Genomic DNA, 18,925 nt, shown 5'->3' on the forward strand with positions numbered 1-18,925 from the left:
TGTCAGACGGTACGGGGCGGAAGGGGCAGCGGCAGCGCAGGCAGGCCGTCGACGCTCACTCCGATGAACTCCTTCTTCTCGCAGTAGGCATTGAACTCCTCGTCCGTCTTGCGGCCGAAGTACTCCGCGTGGAGCGTGCGCTCGCCCTGGTACTCCATGAAGGGGATGGCGTACCCGCACACGTCCGCGATCCGGCGGGCCTTGACGAGGATGACCGCGCGCGCCGCGGGCCCGTCGGCCTCACCGAACAGCTCGACGAGCCCGTCCCAGCGCGGGTCGTCGCGGAAGACGGCCTCGCCGTCGCCGTGGATGCGCACGATGTTCGGCGGCCCGCTGAACGCGCACCACATCAGCGTGATGCGGCCGTTCTCGCGGACGTGCGCGATGGTCTCGGCGCCGCTGCCGCCGAAGTCCAGGTAGGCGAGGGTCTGTTCGTCGATGACGACGAGCGTGCCGGCGCGGCCCTTGGGGGAGAGGTTGATGTGGCCGTCGCCGGACAACGGGGCGGTGGCGGTGAAGAAGATCGGCTGTTCTTCGATGAAGGTGCGGAGCCTGCCGTCAATGCGATCGTAGAGCTTTCCCATGGTTCGATTATCGGTTCGACGGGGACGGGGTGGGACCGCATTTTCACCAGATGAGACGGGTCCTGCGCATCTCCTTCCAGTCGAGCTCGAAGTAGTACTGCTTGTAGAAAGCGCGCAGCTCCGCCCGTTCGAAGGTCCCCCGGCCGGCCGACGCCTGCCAGTCCCACCTCCGCAGGAGGTCCAGCGCGATGCGCCGCAGCTCCGGGAGGGGGTCGTCCAGTGCGGCGGTCAGCGCCGGCAGCCCCTCGTCGGCGGCCTGGGCGGCCAGCAGTCGCAGGGCGGCCGCGCGCACGTGCGCGGGGCGGTCCCGCACGGTGCGTGCCACCAGCGGGCCCGCCGGCAGTCGGCCGGCCACCGGTCGCAGCGACCGGGTCACCTCCCGGAGCACCGCCGCCGACGGATCGTCCAGCAGCGCGGTCAGTGCCTCCGTGCCGGGTCCGGGCCCGCCGAGCAGCCGCAGTCCCGCGACGGCCGCCGCCCGGACCGGGCCGTCCCGGTGGCCGAGCAGGCCGGTCAGCACGGCGGCGTCCGACGGCTCGCCGCACTCCGCGAGCCCGAGCACGGCCCCGGGCGCCGGGGAATCCGCGCACATCCGCAGGTACGCGGCGCGCGCCTCGGCCCCGTGCTGCCGGAGCAGCCACCGGGCGCAGGCCCGGACCGCCGCCGACGGGTCGGCGAGGTACCGGGGCGCCTCACCGGCCCGGCCGGCCGCGCGCAGACTCGTGACCCCCGCGGCCCGCACGGATCCGGTGCGGGAGGCCAGCAGCGCATCGACGGCGGAGTCCTCCGGGCCCCGCGCGGCCATGGCGGCCAGCGCGGCCTGCGTCCACAGGTGCCGCAGTACGGCGTCCGGCTCTCCGGCGGCGCGCCGGGCCAGTGCGGGAGCCGTGAAGGCCCCGGCGGCCTCCAGGGTGATCCGTACGGCCGTCCGGCGGGTCCGCAGGTCGCGGTGGGAGCACAGCTCCGCCCGGACCGCCGCGTGCCGGGGCTCGCGCAGCGCGGCCTCGAACGCCCCGACGGCCCACCGGCCCTGCCGGCGCTTCGCCAGGTGCATCACCATCGGGGTCAGGGCGCGCAGGGTGTCCTCCCCGGAGTCCCGGAGCGCCTGCGCGACGACGTGCCGCGCGGCCTCCCGGACCTGCAGGGTCCAGTCGGCGCAGCGCAGGACGACCAGTGGCAGCAGCTCGGGGGTGCCCGTGGCCTCGGCGACGGCGCGCTCCCGGATCCGCCCGTCCCAGTGGCACAGGGCGGTCACGGTGAGGGAGCCGACGGCCTCGGGCCCGAGGGGGGCCGCGGAGCGCACCCCGAGGTCCAGTGCGGACCAGGAGGACGGGTCCTCGGTGTCGAGGACTTCGTCCAGCGCCCTCCCCGTCCCGTCCGCGAACGCCCATGCCGCGTGCCGGCCCGTCTCCTCGTCCCACCTCGGGCGCTGCTGGAGCAGCTTGCGGGCCCACCGGCGCACGGCGGTGTCGAGGTGGGAGGTCAGGGAGCGGGCGATCCGGCGCCGGACCATCGGCGGGCGCAGCTCCAGCAGGGCCAGGGCCGCGACCCGTACGGGCTCGGGCCGGCCGGGCGCGAACAGCTCCAGCAGCCAGGACTCCGGCCGGGTCTGCGCGTACGGGACCACCAGCGAGCGGGCCGCCCGGGCGGCGGGCGGATGCGGGTCGGCCAGGTAGGGCAGCAGCTCTTCCGGTGTCGTGGCGCCGTGCCTGCGCAGCCCGTGGACGGCAGCGGCCCGTATCCGCCCTTCGGGGGACCGGGCGAGGAGCCGCAGCAGGGGCAGGTCCAAGGCTTCCCCGGTCTCGGCCAGCCCGAACACCGCCCCGGGCACGGGGGAGTCCGCGCACAGTGCGCGGTAGAGGGTCAGGGGGTCCTGCCCGGTGGCACGCAGCTCCCCGCGGGCCGCCTCCCGTACCCGCGCCGCGGGGTCCGCCAGGTGCGCGGCGAGCTCACCGGCCCGCCCGGCGGGGCGCAGGGCGCGGACGGCGGTCGCCCGCAGGGACGCGCGGCCCTGGGCGAGCAGGGAGTCGACGAGGGGGCCGGGGAGAGAGGCGGAGCGGGTCTCCAAGACGGACCGGGCGGCCTCCTCGCAGCGCCTGCGCACCACCCGGTCCCGGCTCGCGGCGGCGGTTTCCAGGATCCGTTCGGGCGTCAGGGACCCGGCCTCCAGGGCCAGGCCGAGGGCCTCGCGGCGGACCTCGGGGGTCTGCCCGGTGAGCACGAGCCGGGCCGTCCGCTCGGCCGGGAGCTCCCCGGAGTGCAGCGCCGCCAGGCGGTTGCGCGCGTCGGGGTCCGCGGTGAGGTCCGCGATCCGGTCCGCCGGGAGCAGTCCGTGGGCCAGCGCGGCCCGGATGGCGGCGAACCGGGTCCCCGGGTCCGGGTCGTGCGTCAGCTCGAGGATCAGGGCGGCGGGCGGTGAGCCGAGTCGCTCCAGGAGCAGTTCCCAGGCCCAGGCACCGTACCGGCGCGGGCTCACGAGCAGGGCGAGGGGCACCAGGGTGTGCACGAGATCGGCGTCGGCGGCCCCGGCCGCGCACAGTTCCGCGGCCAGCACCGCCCGCGCCCGCTCCCGTACCGGCTCCTCCGTGTCGGCGCACCGGATCAGCACCAGCTCCAGGACCTCGGGCCGGCCGGCGGCCCGTCCGAGGGCGGCCTCGCGCACCCGGGGGTCGGCGTGGCACAGGCTGAGCGCGAGCTCGGGGGCGGCCGGGGGCGTGGCGGCCCAGGTCACCCCGTGTCCGTCGTGCCAGTGCGGGGCGGTGCTCCAGTCGGCGATCTCCCGGTCCTCGAACCAGTGCGGGCCCACCCGGACCTGGCCGGAGCAGCGCCGGCCCTCGTAGCGGTCGATGGTGGACCAGAAGACGCTCGTGTCGAGCTCCGCCCATGCCTGCGGGCCGTCGCCGTCGAGGGCGTGCGCAGGGCTCTTGCCGTGCAGCAGGCGCTCGGAGGGTGAGCGGAATGTGGTCCGGGACAGGGGCGGGAGCATCTCCATCCGCGCACTGTAGGTGGTCGGCATACCCGCTGACCTCCGGTTATTCCCTCCCGTCGTTCCGTCGATTGACGAAACATGCAGACCAGTGCATAGTTATGCCTACCGCTGTTGGACGTGACGGCGGATGCACCGTGTAAGGAGAACCCCGTGGCCGAGCGCGTCGTACTCGCCTATTCAGGCGGTCTGGACACCTCCGTCGCCATCGGCTGGATCGCCGAGGAGACGGGCGCCGAGGTCATCGCCGTCGCGGTGGACGTCGGCCAGGGCGGCGAGGACCTGGACGTCATCCGCAAGCGGGCGCTCGACTGCGGCGCCGTCGAGGCCGAGGTCGCCGACGCCAGGGACGAGTTCGCCGACGAGTACTGCCTTCCGGCGATCAAGGCGAACGCCCTCTACATGGACCGCTACCCGCTGGTCTCGGCCCTCTCGCGGCCGGCCATCGTCAAGCACCTCGTGGCCGCCGCCCGCAAGCACGGCGCCACCACGGTCGCCCACGGCTGCACCGGCAAGGGCAACGACCAGGTCCGCTTCGAGGCCGGCATCGCCGCCCTCGGCCCCGACCTCACGTGCATCGCCCCGGTCCGCGACTACGCGATGACCCGCGACAAGGCCATCGCCTTCGCCGAGAAGGCGAACCTGCCGATCGCGACCACCAAGAAGTCCCCGTACTCCATCGACCAGAACGTCTTCGGGCGCGCCGTCGAGACGGGCTTCCTGGAGGACATCTGGAACGCGCCGATCGAGGACATCTACGAGTACACCGCGGACCCGGCCCTCCCGCGCGAGGCCGACGAGGTCGTCATCTCCTTCAAGGAGGGCGTCCCGGTCGCCATCGACGGCAAGCCGGTCACCGTGCTCCAGGCCATCCAGCAGCTCAACGAGCGCGCCGGGGCCCAGGGCATCGGCCGGATCGACATCGTCGAGGACCGGCTCGTGGGCATCAAGTCCCGCGAGGTGTACGAGGCCCCGGGCGCGATCGCGCTGATCACCGCCCACCAGGAGCTGGAGAACGTCACCGTCGAGCGCGAGCTGGCCCGCTACAAGCGGCAGGTCGAGCAGCGCTGGGGCGAGCTGGTCTACGACGGCCTGTGGTTCTCCCCGCTCAAGCGCGCGCTGGACGGCTTCGTCAACGAGGCCAACCAGCACGTCAGCGGTGACGTCCGGATGACCCTGCACGGCGGCCGCGCGGTCGTCACCGGCCGGAAGTCGGACGAGTCGCTGTACGACTTCAACCTCGCGACCTACGACTCGGGCGACACCTTCGACCAGTCGAAGGCCCAGGGCTTCATCGAGATCTTCGGCCTGTCCTCGAAGATCGCGGCCCGTCGCGACCTCGCCTGATCTGACACCGTATTCGATACCGCAGTACGAACCGCCTCCCCGTTACCTCCGCGGCGGGGAGGCGGTTGCACATCCGAAGCCATGCACGTTCTTGAGGAGCAGTAGCTGTGAGCAGCAACAACGGTGGTGACGTCCGGCTCTGGGGCGCTCGGTTCGCCGACGGTCCCGCCGAGGCCCTCGCGAAGCTGTCCGCGTCGGTCCACTTCGACTGGCGCCTGGCCCCGTACGACATCGCGGGCTCCAAGGCCCACGCCCGTGTGCTCGCCAAGGCGGGCCTGCTCACGGCCGACGAGCTCGGCCGCATGATCGCCGGCCTGGACCAGCTCGCGGTCGACGTGGCGAACGGCTCCTTCGTCGGCACCATCGCCGACGAGGACGTCCACACCGCTCTGGAGCGGGGCCTGCTGGAGCGGCTCGGCGCCGACCTCGGCGGCAAGCTGCGCGCCGGCCGGTCGCGCAACGACCAGATCGCCACCCTCTTCCGCATGTACCTGCGCGACCACGCCCGGATCATCGGCGGCCTCGTCGCCGATCTCCAGGACGCGCTGGTCGGCCTCGCCGAGGCGCACGCCGACGTGGCCATGCCGGGCCGGACCCACCTGCAGCACGCGCAGCCGGTGCTCTTCGCCCATCACGTACTGGCCCACGTGCAGGCCCTGTCCCGGGACGCGGAGCGGCTGCGCCAGTGGGACACCCGGACCGCGGTGTCCCCGTACGGTTCGGGTGCCCTGGCGGGCTCCTCGCTCGGCCTGGACCCGGAGGCGGTCGCCGCCGACCTGGGCTTCGAGCGCGGCTCGGTCGGCAACTCCATCGACGGCACGGCCTCGCGCGACTTCGTCGCCGAGTTCGCCTTCGTCACCGCGATGATCGGGATCAACCTGTCCCGGATCGCGGAGGAGATCATCATCTGGAACACGAAGGAGTTCTCCTTCGTGACCCTGCACGACGCCTTCTCCACCGGGTCGTCGATCATGCCGCAGAAGAAGAACCCGGACATCGCGGAGCTGGCGCGCGGCAAGTCGGGCCGCCTCATCGGCAACCTGACGGGCCTGCTGGCCACCCTGAAGGCCCTTCCCCTGGCCTACAACCGGGACCTCCAGGAGGACAAGGAGCCGGTCTTCGACTCCTGCGACACCCTCGAAGTCCTGCTGCCGGCCTTCACCGGGATGATGGCCACCCTCACGATCAACCGGGAGCGGATGGAGGAGCTGGCCCCGGCCGGCTTCTCGCTCGCCACCGACATCGCGGAGTGGCTGGTCAAGCAGAACGTGCCGTTCCGGGTGGCGCACGAGGTGGCCGGCGAGTGCGTCAAGGAGTGCGAGGGGCTCGGCATCGAGCTCGACGAGCTCACGGACGAGCAGTTCGCGAAGATCTCGGAGCACCTGACTCCGGAGGTCCGTACGGTCCTCAACGTCAAGGGCGCGCTGGCCTCCCGCGACGGCCGCGGCGGCACCGCCCCGTCGGCGGTCGCGATCCAGCTCACGGAGCTGAAGGCCGACCTGGTCATCCAGCACGCCTGGGCGGCGCACAAGAACTGACGGTCGTGCCCGGAGGGGCGGTCGGGGCCCGAGGGCCGCGGCCGCCCCTCCGGCGTGTCCGGGGTCAGGCCCAGTCCGCCAGTGCGTCGAAGTCGGCCCGGACCAGCCCGATCCGCTCGTCGATCCGCAGGAGCAGCGCCTGCGCGGGGTGGCGCAGCTCCACGTACGCGCGGTCCATGTCCGTGATGTCGTCGTCGATCCAGGCGAAGGGCCGCTCGCCCGCGTACTCCAGGATGTACTGGGTCTTCCAGAACGTCCCGCGCGGTGCGCGCCCGTGCATCTGGGGCCAGTCGATCCAGGGCAGCTCCGGGAGGCCCAGCTGCGGGCCTATCCACTCGTTCGCCTCGCCCTTCCAGGTGGTTGCCCAGACGAGCTCGTACGCCTCCGCGAGCGCGAGCAGCTCCGTGCCGTGGTCCGGATTCAGCCAGACCCGCAGCGGCTTCGCGCTCTCGGCGCCGGTCCAGCCCGTCGGGCGCATCCGGTGCGTGCGGTAGCCCTCGGGACGCCGCTGGGGCTTGGCCGCGTAGGGGTTCAGCGGTCCGTCCACGTCGATCAGCAGCAGGGGCTTCGGGTTCATCTCGGCAGGATTCCTCTCTGTGTCCGAAAGGGCAGCTCATTTATTCAATGAGACAACGACGTCTCATTCGGGCTATGCTTGTCTCATGGCCATGGATCGTGATCAGGTGCTCCGCGCCGCCGCCGCCCTGCTCTCCCGCAAATCGACCGCCACGATGGACGAGGTCGCGAGGGCCGCCGGCATCGGCCGCGCGACCCTCCACCGGCACTTCGCCGGGCGCGACGCCCTCGTGCGGGCGCTCGAAGAGCTCGGCATCCGGGAGTTCGAGGTGGCCTTCGACAACGCCCGCCTCGACGAGGGCACGGCGATCGACGCGCTCCGCAGGCTCGTGGCCGAGGCGGAGCCCAACGCCGAGCTGCTGGCCTTCCTCGTCACCGAGAACCAGCTCTTCGAGGGGGACCAGGTCAACGAGGGCTGGGCCCGCCTCGACGCCCGCGTCGGCGCGCTGTTCCGGCGCGGCCAGCAGGAGGGCGACATCCGCATCGACCTGAGCCCCGCCTGGCTCACCGAGGCCCTTTACAGCCTCATCGGCGCCTGCGCCTGGGCCGTCATGGACGGCCGGGTCGCCGCCAAGGACTTTCAGTACATGATCACCGAGTTGCTGCTCGGTGGCGCACGACGGAGTGTGGAGAAATGAGCCGAACCGAACAGCTGACGCATGCGAAGGGGGCGGAAGGGAAGAAGCGAGGGCGCTGGCTCGCGCTCTCCGTGCTCGTGCTGGCCGTCCTGCTGGTCGCCGTCGACGCCACCGTGCTCGGTCTCGCCACGCCCGCCCTCAGCGAGGACCTGAAGCCGTCGGGCACCCAGCTCCTGTGGATCGGCGACATCTACTCCTTCGTCATCGCCGGCCTGCTCGTCTCCATGGGCTCCCTCGGCGACCGGATAGGCCGCAAGAAGCTCCTCCTCGTCGGCGCGACCGCCTTCGGCGCCGTCTCGGTCCTCAACGCCTACGCCACCAGCCCCGAGATGATGATCGTCGCCCGGGCCCTGCTCGGCGTGGCCGGCGCGACCCTGATGCCCTCCACCCTCGCGCTGATCCGCAACATCTTCCACGACCCCAAGGAGCGCAGCCTCGCCATCGGCATCTGGGGCGCCACCGCCTCGGCCGGCGCGGCCGTCGGCCCGGTCGTCGGCGGAGCCCTGCTCCAGCACTTCTGGTGGGGCTCGGTCTTCCTCATCAACCTCCCCGTGATGATCGTCCTCGTCATCGTCGGCATCAAGCTGCTGCCCGAGTCCAAGAACCCGGTCGCCGGCCCCTGGGACCTGTTCAGCGTCGCCCTCTCCCTCGTCGGCATCATCGGCCTCGTCTACGCCGTCAAGCAGGTCGCCACCCACGGCATGGGCTGGGAGGTATGGGCGGCCGCCGTCATCGGAGCCGGCGCGCTCTACACCTTCGTGCGACGTCAGTTCGCGCTGACGTCCCCGCTCCTCGACATGCGGCTCTTCAAGCACCGCGGCTTCTCCGGCGCGGTCCTCGCCGACCTGCTCACCGTCTTCGGGCTGTCCGGACTGGTCTTCTTCCTCTCCCAGTTCCTCCAGCTCGTCCAGGGCCGCGACCCGCTCGAAGCGGGCCTCGCGGAACTGCCCGCCGCCATCGGCGCCGTGGTCACCGGTCTGGTCGCGGGCAAGTACGCCCGCAAGTACGGGGTACGGGTCATCGTGACGGGAGGCCTCGCCGCCATCGGCATCGCGCTGGCCGCGCTGACCGTGATCCACAAGGAGACCGGCTACCCGCTGCTCGGCGCGGCCCTGCTCGTCGTCGGCCTCGGCGCCGGCTTCTCCTTCACGGTCACCGCCGACGTGATCCTCTCCAGCGTCCCCAAGGAGCAGGCCGGTTCCGCCTCGGCCGTCTCCGAGACCGCCTACGAACTGGGCGCCGCCCTCGGCATCGCCCTGCTCGGCTCGGTCGTCACCGGCGTCTACCAGGGCTTCACCGCCCCGGCCTCCGTCAGCGGCCCCGTCGCCGACGCCGCCCACGAATCGCTCGGCGGCGCCGTCGAAGCGGCCAAGTCGCTGGACCCGCAGACCGCCGAGCAGATGGTCGGCGCCGCCCAGGTGGCCTTCGTGGACGGCCTGCGGCTGGCCTCCGGAGTGGGTGCGGCCGTCCTGCTGGCCACCGCCGTGGCCGCCTGGTTCCTGCTCAAGGGCCAGGAGCTCCAAGAGGGCATCGAGCACTGACGCCACACTGACGCCATGACAGGGAGGGGTGTCCCGCGCGGAGTTGACAGTCCGTCGACGCGCGGGACACCATCCCGGCGATGGAGATCACCGACTTGACCCCGGCGGAGCGCCGCGTATGGGACGCCTTCCCCCGCGGTGAAGGCGTCGATTTCCGGGAGGCCCCGACCGAGGAGGCCACCGACGGCGTCTCGTGGGGACCCGAGCGGACCGTACGCGCCGAAGTCCTCGCCCACCTGCTGCTGCGCGGCGCGGTCCCGCTCGACGGACAGGTGCCCGGGCTGAACGTCCGGGGCGCCCGGATCACCGGCAAGCTCAACCTCAAGTACGCCGACATCGAGCACGCGATCCGGCTGCGGGCCTGCTGGTTCGAGCGCAAACCCCTCCTCTACGGGGCCCGGCTCAGGATCGTTTCACTGAGCGACTCGGCCCTCCCCGGCCTGACCGCCTCCACCGTCACCGTCGACATCGCCCTGAAGCTGTCCTGCTGCCGCATCACCGGGCCGGTGCGCCTCGCGGGCGCCCGGATAGCCGGCGGGCTCTTCCTGCGGAAGGCGGTCATCGGCATCGCGGGCCCGGCCGAGGAGGGCCAGGAGGCGGCGCTCCAGTTCAACCACGCCGACATCGGAACCGACGTCATCGCCATGGAGCTCACCGTCCACGGCCAGACCCGCATCAACGGTGCGACCGTCGGCGGCCAGATCAACTTCGACGACGCCCGGCTCCTCGCCCCCGGCGCGACCGCCCTGCACGCCGAGATCCTCACCGTCGGCACGGACCTGCGCGCCATGCGGCTGGAGGCCCGCGGCCGGGTCAACCTCACCGGCTCCCGGATACCGGGCCAGCTCAACCTCGCCTACGCCCGCCTCAGCAACCCCGGCGGGGTCGCCCTGCGCGCCTCCAGCTGCGTCGCCGGCGAGGTGTGGCTGCGCAACTGCCCGACCATCCAGGGCGGCGTGAACCTGCGCCGCTCCCAGTTCGACCTGCTCCACATCACGCCCGAGACCTGGCCGCCGCAGATCCGCATCGCGGGACTCGTCTACCGCGCCCTCAGCCCGCACGTGCCCGCCGAGCAGCGGCTGCCCGTCCTGGAGCGCGAGGAGTCGGGATACCTTCCGCACGCCTACGAACAGCTCGCCACGTCCTACCGGACGGCGGGCGACGAGGCGGCGGCGCGGACCGTCCTGCTCGCCAAACTGCGGCGGCACCGCCACACCCTGCCCCGGGCCGCCAGGGTCTGGGGCCTGCTCCAGGACGTCACCGTGGGCTACGGGTTCCGGCCGCTGCGGGCCGCGGGCTGGCTGCTGGCGCTGCTGATCACGGGAACCGTCGCGTACGGGCTCCACCCGCCCCGCGAACTGAAACAGGGGGAGGCGCCGGAGTTCAACCCGGTGTTCTACACGATCGACCTGATGCTGCCGATCATCGGCTTCGGGCAGGAGGCGCCGTTCGCGCCCGACGGCTGGTACCAGTGGCTGTCGTACCTGCTGATCGTGACCGGCTGGATCCTCGCCACGACGACCGCGGCGGGCGTCAGCCGGTCACTGCAACGGCAGTAGCGTGCCGTGGGGGAGCTACGCGGCCTTGGCCTTGGTCGCGTACATGTCCACGTACTCCTGGCCGGAGAGCCGCATGACCTCGGCCATCACCGAGTCGGTGACGGCGCGCAGCACGTAGCGGTCGCGGTCCATGCCCTCGTACCGGGAGAACTCCATCGCCTCGCCGAACCGGACGGTGACCCGGCCCGGGCGCGGCATCCCGGCGCCGCCGGGCTGGAGCTTGTCGGTGCCGATCATCGCGAAGGGGACGACGGGCGCGCCGGTCATCAGGGTCAGGCGGGCGATGCCGGTGCGGCCCCGGTAGAGGCGGCCGTCGGGGGAGCGGGTGCCCTCGGGGTAGATGCCGAAGATCTTGCCCTCTTCGAGGATCCGGCGGCCGGTCATCAGGGCGGCGACTCCGCCGTTGGCCCCGTCGCGGTCCACGGGGATCATGCCGGCGCCGGTGAAGAACCAGGCCATCGCCCGGCCCTTGATGCCCTTGCCGGTCACGTACTCGTCCTTGCCGATGAAGTGGACCGTGCGGTCGCACACCAGCGGCAGGATCATCGAGTCGATGAAGGTGAGGTGGTTGCCCGCGAGGATCACCGGCCCGGTGCCCGGAATGTTCTCGATGCCCTCGACGCGGGTGCGGAACATCAGGCGCATGACGGGTCCGACAGTGGCTTTGATCAGGCGCGTACGGAACAACGTGGGCCCTCCGGCATCGAAAAGCTAGGGTTCTCGCACCCACCACACGGCGGTAGTGCAGGTGAGGACGATACTCGCGGGTCCGCTCTGATCGCACATCGGGTTCACGAGGTGGATACGCAGTGTTGACGCACGTTTCCGCCACGTTCCGCCCGCGCACCCCCGCCCGCCACCCGCGCTTGCCTACCATCGGCACGCGGATTCGGGCCGCAGGCCCCGGAGATCCCGGGACGCCCGGCCCTTGTCCGAGGGGGAGAGGCACTCATGACGCAGGGTGGGGCAGCACGGCGCACGGTACTCGGCGCGGCCGTCGTCGCGGCGGGCGGAGCCTTCGGCGGACTCGCGGCGGGCGCCGGTCCGGCCGCGGCGGCGGAGCGCGGCCACGGGGGAGGCCCGGGAGGCGGGCCGGGCGGCGGTTACCGGGACATGCCGGTGCCGACGGTCATCGGACACCGGGGAGCCAGCGGCTACCGGCCCGAGCACACGCTCGGGTCCTACCAGCTCGCGCTCGACCTCGGCGCCGACGTCGTCGAGCAGGACCTCGTGCCCACCAAGGACGGCCACCTGGTGTGCCGCCACGAGAACGAGATCGGCGGCACGACCGACGTCGCCGACCACCCCGGCTTCGCGTCCCGCAAGACCACCAAGACGGTCGACGGGGTCGCCGTCACCGGCTGGTTCACCGAGGACTTCACCCTCGCCGAGCTGAAGACCCTGCGCGCCAAGGAACGCATCCCCGCCCTCCGGCAGCGCAACACCCTCTACGACGGCCGCTGGGACGTCCCCACCTTCGAAGAGGTGCTCCGCTGGGCCGACCGCGAGGGCCGTCGGCGTGGCAAGCGCGTGTGGCTGCACGTGGAGACCAAGCACCCCAGCTACTTCCGGGGCCTAGGCCTCGGGCTGGAGGAGCCCCTCGCCAAGCTGCTGCGCCGCTACGGGCGCGACGGCCGGGGCGCCCCGCTCTTCCTGCAGTCCTTCGAACCCTCCAGCATCCAGCGGCTCTCCCGGCTGGTCTCCGCCCCGCGCGTGGTGCTCCTCTCCGCGGCGGGCACCCGTCCGTGGGACTTCGAGCTGGCCAAGGATCCGCGGACGGTCGCCGATCTGGTCAAGCCCGAGGGGCTCCGGTGGATCGCCGGCTTCGCCCAGGGCATCGGGCCGACCATGGACCTGATCCTGCCGCGGGACGCCGCGGGCAAGCTCGGCGCCCCGACCACCCTGGTCGCGGACGCCCACGCGCAGGGGCTGATCCTGCACCCGTACACCGCGCGCAACGAGAACAACTTCCTGCCGGCCGACTACCGCAAGGGCACCGACCCGACGGCGTACGGCGATGCCTTCGGCGCCTTCAAGGCCTACTTCGAGCAGGGCATCGACGGCATCTTCACCGACCAGCCCGACACCGGACTGCTCGCGGCGGAGGCCTTCCGCCCGGGCCGCGGGGACAAGGGCTAGGCATCACGGGGACAAGGGCTGGGCATCAACGGCAGGCCGTCAACGCCTGACCGGAGCTTCTCGTACGAGTGGGCCGTGCCCGGCGGGGAAACCGCCCGGCACGGCCTTCGCGTCCCGCCCGGCATGGACCTGCTGAAGGCTGATCTCCCCGACCTGTTCGAAACGCTCCGCCCGCTGCTCGCGGCCGAGGCCGCGGCCGAGACCGCCGGCACCGGGGTGGACGCCGACGATGTGGAACAAGCCGTCTGGGTCAGGCTGCTGGAGCACCGGCGCATCCCCGCGGAACCCGCCGACTGGCTGCGCCGTGCGGTGCGCGGGGAGGCCCGCCGGGCGCGGCGCCGGGCCCGGCGCGAGGTCCCGTACGACTCCCGTCATCGCTCCGCGGACGGGCACGGCCGGCACGCGGTGCACGGCGGGCCCGGCGCGGGGACCCGTACCAGCACGGGCACGGAACCGGAAGACGCCCTCCTGCACGGCGAGGAGAACCGGGCCCTCCGATCGGCTGTCGCCCGATTGCCCGGAAGGTGTCCGGAGCTCATGAGGGCACTTCTTTCGCCCAGGGACCTCACTTACCGTGAAATCGCAGGAGAGTTGGGTATCTCACAAGGAAGTTTGGGGCCCGTCCGTTCCCGTTGCCTGGGATGTCTGCGCAGAATGCTGGCCGTAGAGGTTGCGGCTCCCGCCCTGCGGGGAATGGAGCGGTAGACCAAAAGGCCACCAGGTGAGCGGGAGGCATGCGCACATGGGCATGAGCGTGACCATTTCGGCGGCAGCTGCCGAGGATGCCGAGCAGATCATCAAACTGCAGTATCTGGCGTTCCAGAGCGAGGCCGAGCTGTACGGCAACTACCGCATCCAGCCGCTCACCCAGTCCCTGGACTCCCTCAAGGCCGAACTGGCCTCGGACACCGTTCTGGTGGCCCGGCTCGGCGAGGAGGTCGTCGGCGCCGTGCGCGGGACCGTCGACGAAGAGGGCACCGGCAAGATCGCCAAGCTCTGCGTGCACCCCCGGCTCCAGGGCCACGGCCTCGGCGCCCGGCTGCTGAACGCGGTCGAGGCGGCCCTGTCCGGCAACGACGCGACCACCCGCTTCCGGCTGTACACCGGCCACAAGAGCGAGTCGAACCTGCGGCTCTACCGCAAGGCCGGCTACACCCAGGTCGGCGGGCGCACCGCGTCCGACGGCGTCCGCCTGGTGATCCTGGAGAAGGAGGCCAAGGAGGCCACCGACTTCGCGGTCAGCGCCTAACGCTTGGTCCTGAGCCAGAGCATCCCGGTGATCGGCAGGATCACCGGGATGAACAGGTAGCCCATCCCGAAGTCCGACCACACGGTCGCGTCGGGGAAGGCCTCGGGCCGCGCCAGGGTCCAGGTGCCCACGACGAGCACGCCGGCCAGCTCGGCGGCGCAGCAGATCCGCGCCGCCTTGCGGGCCGTCTCCCCACCGCGCACGAGCGAGTACGTGATGAAGGCGTAGACGAGCGCGGCCACGGCCGACAGCGAGTACGCGAGCGGGGCCCGGTCGAACTCGGTGGAGATCTGGTAGATCGAGCGCGAGACCGCGCCGACGGTGATCACCCCGTAGAACCAGACCAGCAGCACCCCGGGCCCGGTCACCAGTCGCTTGCGCCCGGCCGGCGGGGTGGCGGCGGCCGTGGCGTCCGTGTCGGTATCAGGCACCGGTGTTTCCCCAGATGTCGTAGAGCCGTACTTCGAGCACGGCGAGGACGACCGCTCCCGCGGCCACCGTCACCGAACCCCATTTGGTCCGCTCGCTCAGCGAGAGGAACCCCGCCGCCGGGATGGTCGCGAAGGCGCCCACCAGGTAGGCCACGAAGAGCACCGTGCCCTGGCCGGGCTTCTCGCCGCGTGCGAGCTGGACCAGGCCGATCACCAGCTGGGCCAGGACCAGTACGGTCACCACGGCCATGCCGATGAAGTGCCAGTCCTTGGTCGGCTGGTCCCGCCAGGCGGCGAAACCGCACCAGGCGGCGAGGGCGAGTGCGGCCACGCCGATGGCGACCGTCAGGGCGTCGAGCATGCAGCGAGGGTATTACGGGCCGAAAGACCCGATGCGCTCACCCCTGCCCCGGGGCTTTCCTTGAAGGCATGAAGCTGCTGCACGGGAAGCTCGGCCCGCAATTCGACGCGCTGCTGTTCGACAACGACGGCACGCTCGTCTCCTCGATGGAGTCGGTGCACCGCTGCTGGACCCGCTGGGCCCGGGAGTACGGGATCACCGAGGAGGACTTCGCCGCGGTGGAACTCCACGGCCGCCCGGCCGCGGAGATCATCGCCGACCTGCTGCCCGAGGACGTACGGGCCGGGGCGCTCGCCCGGATCGAGGTGCTGGAGACCGAGGACGTGGCGGGCGGCGTGGTGCTGCTCCCCGGCACCAAGGAGCTGTTGTCCGCCCTTCCCGCGGGCCGCTGGGCCGTGGTCACCTCCGCGACCCGGCCGCTGGCCGAGGCCCGGCTGCGGGAGGTGGGCATCGACTTCGCGGAGCTGGTGGCCGCCGACGACATCACCCGCGGCAAGCCCGACCCGGAGCCCTTCCTGCTGGCGGCCGCCCGGCTCGGCGTGGACCCGGCCCGCTGCGCGGTCTTCGAGGACGCCCCCGCCGGCCTGGCCGCGGGCCGCGCGGCCGGGATGACCACCGTGGCCTTGACCACAACGCACCAGGCCGCCGAACTCGACGCGGACGTGGTCGTACGGGACCTCTCGGCCGTGTCCGTGCTGGTCGGAGCCGATGGCGTGAGGATCGAGACGGACGATCGGCCCTGACCGGTGTTGTCCGGTATGCGGCCGAAATCCGTCCGCTATTCGGACACCTTTGATCGGTGACGGAGAACGTCTGGTTTACTGGGCCCATGACCACGACGAGCAGCCGCACCCTTGCGACCGAGGCGACGATGACGCCCGGTGCTCGTTGTATGTGTCGAATGCGCGCCTTCTGAGGGCCCCTGCCCCAGGTCTCACGCCCCGAAGCGAGACCGGCCGAGCAGCTCCCGGCACCCCCGTGTGAACCCGGAACGCTCCTGCCCCGCGCATGCGCCGAAGCCGTCGATTTCAGATGGTTCGCCCCGTATCGCGTCCCCAGATGTTTGCCCCGTGCCCGGCACCCGCTGCGCCGCGCACTCGACAGCGACGGAAATCCTGTGATCACCACATCGGGCCTCACGAAGGTCTACCAGTCCCGTGGCCGCGAGGTCACCGCCCTGGACGGCGTCGACCTGCACGTCCGCGAGGGCGAGGTCTACGGAGTCATCGGCCAGAGCGGCGCCGGAAAGTCCTCCCTGATCCGCTGCGTGAACCTGCTCGAGCGCCCCACCGCCGGCACCGTGTCCGTGGACGGGGTCGACCTCACCGCCCTCGCCGGCCGGGGCCGCCGCGCCGGCAAGGAGCTCCGCGAGGCCCGCAGCCGCATCGGCATGGTCTTCCAGCACTTCAACCTGCTGTCCTCGCGCACCGTCCAGGGCAACATCGAGCTGCCCCTGGAGATCCTCGGGATCTCCGGCCGCGAGCGCTCCCGCAAGGCCGCCGAACTGCTCGACCTCGTCGGCCTCGCCGACAAGGCCAAGTCCTACCCCGGTCAGCTCTCCGGCGGACAGAAGCAGCGCGTCGGCATCGCCCGCGCCCTGGCGGGCGACCCCAAGGTGCTGCTCTCCGACGAGGCCACCAGCGCCCTGGACCCCGAGACCACCCGCCAGATCCTCCAGCTGCTGCGCGACCTCAACCGCCGGCTGGGCCTGACCGTCCTGCTCATCACGCACGAGATGGACGTGGTGAAGTCCGTCTGCGACTCGGCCGCGCTGATGAAGGGGGGCCGGATCATCGAAGCCGGTACCGTCACCGAGCTGCTGGCCACCCCCGGCTCCGAGCTCGCCCACGAACTCTTCCCGCTGACCGGATCCGCGACCACCGCGGAGCACACGGTCATCGACGTCACCTTCCACGGCGAGACCGCGACCCAGCCGGTCATCTCCCAGCTGGCGCGCACCTACAACATCGACATATCGATCCTCGGCGCCGCGATGGACACCGTCGCCGGCCGGCAGATCGGCCGCATGCGCATCGAGCTGCCCGGCCGCTACGAGGACAACGTCGTACCCGTCGGCTTCCTGCGCGAGCAGGGCCTGCAGGTGGACGTCGTGGAAGCGGACGGGGACGCAGCCGTGGTCGGCGACGTCGACGGCGAACTGGCCGAGCTGGTCAAGGATGGTGCGAAGTGACCTGGTCCGAAATGCAGCCGCTGCTCACGCAGGGCACCTTCGACACCCTCTACATGGTGTTGTGGTCCGCCCTGGTGACCGTCCTGGGCGGACTGCCCATCGGCATCCTGCTCGTCCTGACCGACAAGGGCGGCCTGCTGCAGAACCGCGCGGTCAACAAGATCCTCGGCGTGATCGTGAACATGGGCCGCTCGCTGCCGTTCATCATCCTGCTGATCTTCCTGATCCCGGTCACCACGGCGATCGTCGGCACGTTCATCGGCCCCACGGCCATGATCGTCCCGCTCGCCATCGGCGCCATCCCCTTCTTCGCCCGGCTCGTCGAGACCGCCGTCCGCGAGGTGGACCACGGCCTGATCGAAGCCGTCGAGTCCATGGGCGGCGGCATCCCGACCCTCGTCGGCAAGGTGCTCCTCCCGCAGGCGCTGCCCTCGCTGATCGCGGCCGTCACCACCACCGTGATCACGCTGATCGGCTACTCGGCCATGGCCGGCGCGGTCGGCGGCGAAGGCCTCGGCTCCAAGGCCATCACGTACGGCTTCCAGCGCTTCGAGACCGGCTTCATGGTCGCGACCGTCGTGGTGCTGATCGTGCTCGTCACGGTGATCCAGCTCATCGGCGACGGCGTGGTACGCCTCCTCGCCCGGCGCGGTCGGACAGCCTGAACCGGCCTGAGCCGGACATAAACCAACTTTCCCCAAGAAAGCCCGCACTTGTCGTGCTTGGGCCGTCATCCAATAAGCAAGACGCAAGAAAGGCACTCTTCGTGCGCAAGAACATCAAGCTCACCGCCCTCGCCGCCACCGTCTCGGCGCTCGCCCTCGGCCTCACCGCCTGCGGCAGCTCCTCGGACCCGTCCTCCACCAAGGCCGACGGCGGCAAGACCGATGAGAGCAAGCCCCTGGTCATCGCGGCCTCCCCCTCCCCGCACGCCGACATCCTGAAGTTCGTCCAGGACAACCTCGCGGCCAAGGCGGGCCTCAAGCTGGAGGTGAAGGAGTTCACGGACTACGTCCTGCCGAACACCGCCACCCAGCAGGGCCAGGTCGACGCCAACTACTTCCAGCACGTGCCGTACCTCGACGACTTCAACAAGAAGAACGGCACCGACATCGTGCCCGTCGTGAACGTGCACCTGGAGCCCCTGGGCCTGTACTCCAAGAAGTTCAAGGCGATCACGGACATCAAGGCCGGCCAGACCATCGCCGTCCCGAACGACCCCACCAACGAGGGCCGTGCGCTCCAGCTGCTCGCCGCGAACAAGCTCATCACCCTCAAGGAGGGTGTCGGCACCGCCGCCAAGCTGTCCGACATCACCGACAAGAAGGGCCTGGAGTTCAAGGAGCTGGAGGCCGCCACGGTCCCGCGCGCCCTGAACGACGTGGACGCCGCCGTCATCAACGGCAACTACGCCATCGAGGCCAAGCTCGTCCCGGCCAAGGACGCGCTCGTCCTGGAGAAGGCCGAGGGCAACCCGTACGCCAACATCCTGGCCGTCAAGAACGGCAACCAGGACGACCCGCGGATCCAGAAGCTCGCCAAGCTCCTGAACTCCGACGAGGTCAAGAAGTTCATCGACGACAAGTACCAGGGCTCGGTCATCCCGGCCTTCGGCAAGCCGGCCGCCTAGATCAGGCCGGCGGCACCGGGCCGGCCCGATCGGGCCGGCCCGTCCGGCCCCGTGCACCCCACCGGTGTACGGGGCCTGCTGCTGCCCGCTTCCGGGCAGCCCGGCCCTGCACATCACCAGGCCGATGCTGCATGCTGTGGCCTATGACCCGCGGC

At 71.5% G+C, this 18,925-nt stretch carries 18 protein-coding genes; 12 read left to right on the forward strand and 6 right to left on the reverse strand.

The window, feature by feature from the left end:
* Window positions 1-2: 2 nt before the first annotated feature.
* Both OG898_RS23850 and OG898_RS23855 read right to left on the reverse strand, forming a co-directional pair.
* Window positions 3-584, reverse strand: a complete 582-nt coding sequence (locus tag OG898_RS23850; protein ID WP_250744665.1) for a pyridoxamine 5'-phosphate oxidase family protein — start codon at window positions 582-584, stop codon at window positions 3-5.
* Window positions 585-627: 43 nt separating this feature from the next.
* A complete protein-coding gene (locus OG898_RS23855) occupies window positions 628-3,576 on the reverse strand; it encodes a hypothetical protein (RefSeq protein ID WP_266959122.1) in 2,949 nt (982 codons plus the stop codon).
* A 147-nt stretch (window positions 3,577-3,723) separates the two neighbouring features.
* Here OG898_RS23855 and OG898_RS23860 point away from each other — a divergent pair, with 147 nt between their 5' ends.
* Together OG898_RS23860 and argH are read left to right on the forward strand one after the other, a co-directional pair.
* Window positions 3,724-4,917 (forward strand): argininosuccinate synthase, encoded by a 1,194-nt coding sequence (locus OG898_RS23860; protein WP_250744667.1) that lies wholly within the window; start codon window positions 3,724-3,726, stop codon window positions 4,915-4,917.
* Window positions 4,918-5,024: 107 nt separating this feature from the next.
* Window positions 5,025-6,455 (forward strand): argininosuccinate lyase, encoded by a 1,431-nt coding sequence (gene argH, locus OG898_RS23865; RefSeq protein WP_250744668.1) that lies wholly within the window; start codon window positions 5,025-5,027, stop codon window positions 6,453-6,455.
* A gap of 64 nt (window positions 6,456-6,519) precedes the next feature.
* Here argH and OG898_RS23870 read toward each other — a convergent pair whose 3' ends face one another.
* A complete protein-coding gene (locus OG898_RS23870) occupies window positions 6,520-7,032 on the reverse strand; it encodes an HAD domain-containing protein (protein ID WP_266959124.1) in 513 nt (170 codons plus the stop codon).
* Between the two features lie 85 nt (window positions 7,033-7,117).
* Between OG898_RS23870 and OG898_RS23875 the strand changes: the two genes are divergently transcribed.
* The 3 genes from OG898_RS23875 to OG898_RS23885 all read left to right on the forward strand — a co-directional run bounded on the left by OG898_RS23875 (window position 7,118) and on the right by OG898_RS23885 (window position 10,769).
* A complete protein-coding gene (locus tag OG898_RS23875) occupies window positions 7,118-7,669 on the forward strand; it encodes a TetR/AcrR family transcriptional regulator (RefSeq protein WP_250744670.1) in 552 nt (183 codons plus the stop codon).
* Window positions 7,666-9,210, forward strand: a complete 1,545-nt coding sequence (locus OG898_RS23880) for an MFS transporter (protein ID WP_250744671.1) — start codon at window positions 7,666-7,668, stop codon at window positions 9,208-9,210. Before OG898_RS23875 ends, OG898_RS23880 begins: the two co-directional genes overlap by 4 nt.
* Before the next feature lie 80 nt (window positions 9,211-9,290).
* The gene (locus OG898_RS23885) at window positions 9,291-10,769 is read left to right on the forward strand and encodes a membrane-associated oxidoreductase (protein WP_266959127.1); all 1,479 of its coding nucleotides are present in this window, start codon (window positions 9,291-9,293) and stop codon (window positions 10,767-10,769) included.
* Between the two features lie 15 nt (window positions 10,770-10,784).
* On the opposite strand, the gene OG898_RS23890 is transcribed toward OG898_RS23885, so the two are convergent.
* On the reverse strand, window positions 10,785-11,414 hold the full coding sequence (locus tag OG898_RS23890) for a 1-acyl-sn-glycerol-3-phosphate acyltransferase (protein ID WP_250744673.1): 630 nt from the start codon (window positions 11,412-11,414) through the stop codon (window positions 10,785-10,787).
* A gap of 306 nt (window positions 11,415-11,720) precedes the next feature.
* On the opposite strand from OG898_RS23890, the gene OG898_RS23895 reads away from it, so the two are divergent.
* The 3 genes from OG898_RS23895 to OG898_RS23905 all read left to right on the forward strand — a co-directional run bounded on the left by OG898_RS23895 (window position 11,721) and on the right by OG898_RS23905 (window position 14,157).
* Complete coding sequence (locus OG898_RS23895; protein WP_266959129.1) at window positions 11,721-12,908, forward strand: glycerophosphodiester phosphodiesterase; 1,188 nt, start codon at window positions 11,721-11,723, stop codon at window positions 12,906-12,908.
* Between the two features lie 123 nt (window positions 12,909-13,031).
* Window positions 13,032-13,613 carry an RNA polymerase sigma factor gene (locus OG898_RS23900; RefSeq protein WP_266959131.1) on the forward strand — a complete coding sequence of 194 codons (582 nt, stop codon included), beginning with the start codon at window positions 13,032-13,034 and terminating at the stop codon, window positions 13,611-13,613.
* 37 nt (window positions 13,614-13,650) lie between these two features.
* Window positions 13,651-14,157 carry a GNAT family N-acetyltransferase gene (locus OG898_RS23905; RefSeq protein WP_250744675.1) on the forward strand — a complete coding sequence of 169 codons (507 nt, stop codon included), beginning with the start codon at window positions 13,651-13,653 and terminating at the stop codon, window positions 14,155-14,157.
* Here OG898_RS23905 and OG898_RS23910 read toward each other — a convergent pair.
* Together OG898_RS23910 and OG898_RS23915 are read right to left on the reverse strand one after the other, a co-directional pair.
* Window positions 14,154-14,588 (reverse strand): hypothetical protein, encoded by a 435-nt coding sequence (locus OG898_RS23910; protein ID WP_266959133.1) that lies wholly within the window; start codon window positions 14,586-14,588, stop codon window positions 14,154-14,156. The genes OG898_RS23905 and OG898_RS23910 overlap by 4 nt on opposite strands.
* Window positions 14,581-14,949 carry a hypothetical protein gene (locus OG898_RS23915; RefSeq protein ID WP_250744677.1) on the reverse strand — a complete coding sequence of 123 codons (369 nt, stop codon included), beginning with the start codon at window positions 14,947-14,949 and terminating at the stop codon, window positions 14,581-14,583. The genes OG898_RS23910 and OG898_RS23915 overlap by 8 nt, the downstream gene beginning before the upstream one ends.
* A 68-nt stretch (window positions 14,950-15,017) precedes the next feature.
* Here OG898_RS23915 and OG898_RS23920 point away from each other — a divergent pair, with 68 nt between their 5' ends.
* The 4 genes from OG898_RS23920 to OG898_RS23935 all read left to right on the forward strand — a co-directional run bounded on the left by OG898_RS23920 (window position 15,018) and on the right by OG898_RS23935 (window position 18,770).
* Window positions 15,018-15,692: an HAD-IA family hydrolase gene (locus tag OG898_RS23920; protein ID WP_266959135.1), complete on the forward strand. Its 675-nt coding sequence runs from the start codon at window positions 15,018-15,020 to the stop codon at window positions 15,690-15,692.
* A 374-nt stretch (window positions 15,693-16,066) separates the two neighbouring features.
* Complete coding sequence (locus OG898_RS23925) at window positions 16,067-17,140, forward strand: methionine ABC transporter ATP-binding protein (protein WP_250744679.1); 1,074 nt, start codon at window positions 16,067-16,069, stop codon at window positions 17,138-17,140.
* On the forward strand, window positions 17,137-17,805 hold the full coding sequence (locus OG898_RS23930) for a methionine ABC transporter permease (protein WP_266959137.1): 669 nt from the start codon (window positions 17,137-17,139) through the stop codon (window positions 17,803-17,805). The genes OG898_RS23925 and OG898_RS23930 overlap by 4 nt, the downstream gene beginning before the upstream one ends.
* A gap of 101 nt (window positions 17,806-17,906) precedes the next feature.
* Window positions 17,907-18,770 (forward strand): MetQ/NlpA family ABC transporter substrate-binding protein, encoded by an 864-nt coding sequence (locus OG898_RS23935; RefSeq protein WP_250744681.1) that lies wholly within the window; start codon window positions 17,907-17,909, stop codon window positions 18,768-18,770.
* Window positions 18,771-18,925: the final 155 nt, after the last annotated feature.

The sequence above is a fragment of the Streptomyces sp. NBC_00193 genome, from assembly GCF_026342735.1.
Lineage (GTDB): Bacteria > Actinomycetota > Actinomycetes > Streptomycetales > Streptomycetaceae > Streptomyces > Streptomyces stoeckheimensis.

What these genes read in the sequence shown, in the direction of transcription:
- OG898_RS23855 (WP_266959122.1), bottom strand. Translation starts at nt 3,576, where the DNA reads ATGGAGATGCTCCCGCCCCTGTCCCGGACCACATTCCGCTCACCCTCC.
- OG898_RS23895 (WP_266959129.1), top strand. Translation starts at nt 11,721, where the DNA reads ATGACGCAGGGTGGGGCAGCACGGCGCACGGTACTCGGCGCGGCCGTC.
- OG898_RS23870 (WP_266959124.1), bottom strand. Translation starts at nt 7,032, where the DNA reads ATGAACCCGAAGCCCCTGCTGCTGATCGACGTGGACGGACCGCTGAAC.
- OG898_RS23920 (WP_266959135.1), top strand. Translation starts at nt 15,018, where the DNA reads ATGAAGCTGCTGCACGGGAAGCTCGGCCCGCAATTCGACGCGCTGCTG.
- OG898_RS23905 (WP_250744675.1), top strand. Translation starts at nt 13,651, where the DNA reads ATGGGCATGAGCGTGACCATTTCGGCGGCAGCTGCCGAGGATGCCGAG.
- OG898_RS23915 (WP_250744677.1), bottom strand. Translation starts at nt 14,949, where the DNA reads ATGCTCGACGCCCTGACGGTCGCCATCGGCGTGGCCGCACTCGCCCTC.
- OG898_RS23890 (WP_250744673.1), bottom strand. Translation starts at nt 11,414, where the DNA reads ATGCGCCTGATGTTCCGCACCCGCGTCGAGGGCATCGAGAACATTCCG.
- OG898_RS23850 (WP_250744665.1), bottom strand. Translation starts at nt 584, where the DNA reads ATGGGAAAGCTCTACGATCGCATTGACGGCAGGCTCCGCACCTTCATC.
- OG898_RS23900 (WP_266959131.1), top strand. Translation starts at nt 13,032, where the DNA reads ATGGACCTGCTGAAGGCTGATCTCCCCGACCTGTTCGAAACGCTCCGC.
- OG898_RS23875 (WP_250744670.1), top strand. Translation starts at nt 7,118, where the DNA reads ATGGCCATGGATCGTGATCAGGTGCTCCGCGCCGCCGCCGCCCTGCTC.
- OG898_RS23885 (WP_266959127.1), top strand. Translation starts at nt 9,291, where the DNA reads ATGGAGATCACCGACTTGACCCCGGCGGAGCGCCGCGTATGGGACGCC.
- OG898_RS23880 (WP_250744671.1), top strand. Translation starts at nt 7,666, where the DNA reads ATGAGCCGAACCGAACAGCTGACGCATGCGAAGGGGGCGGAAGGGAAG.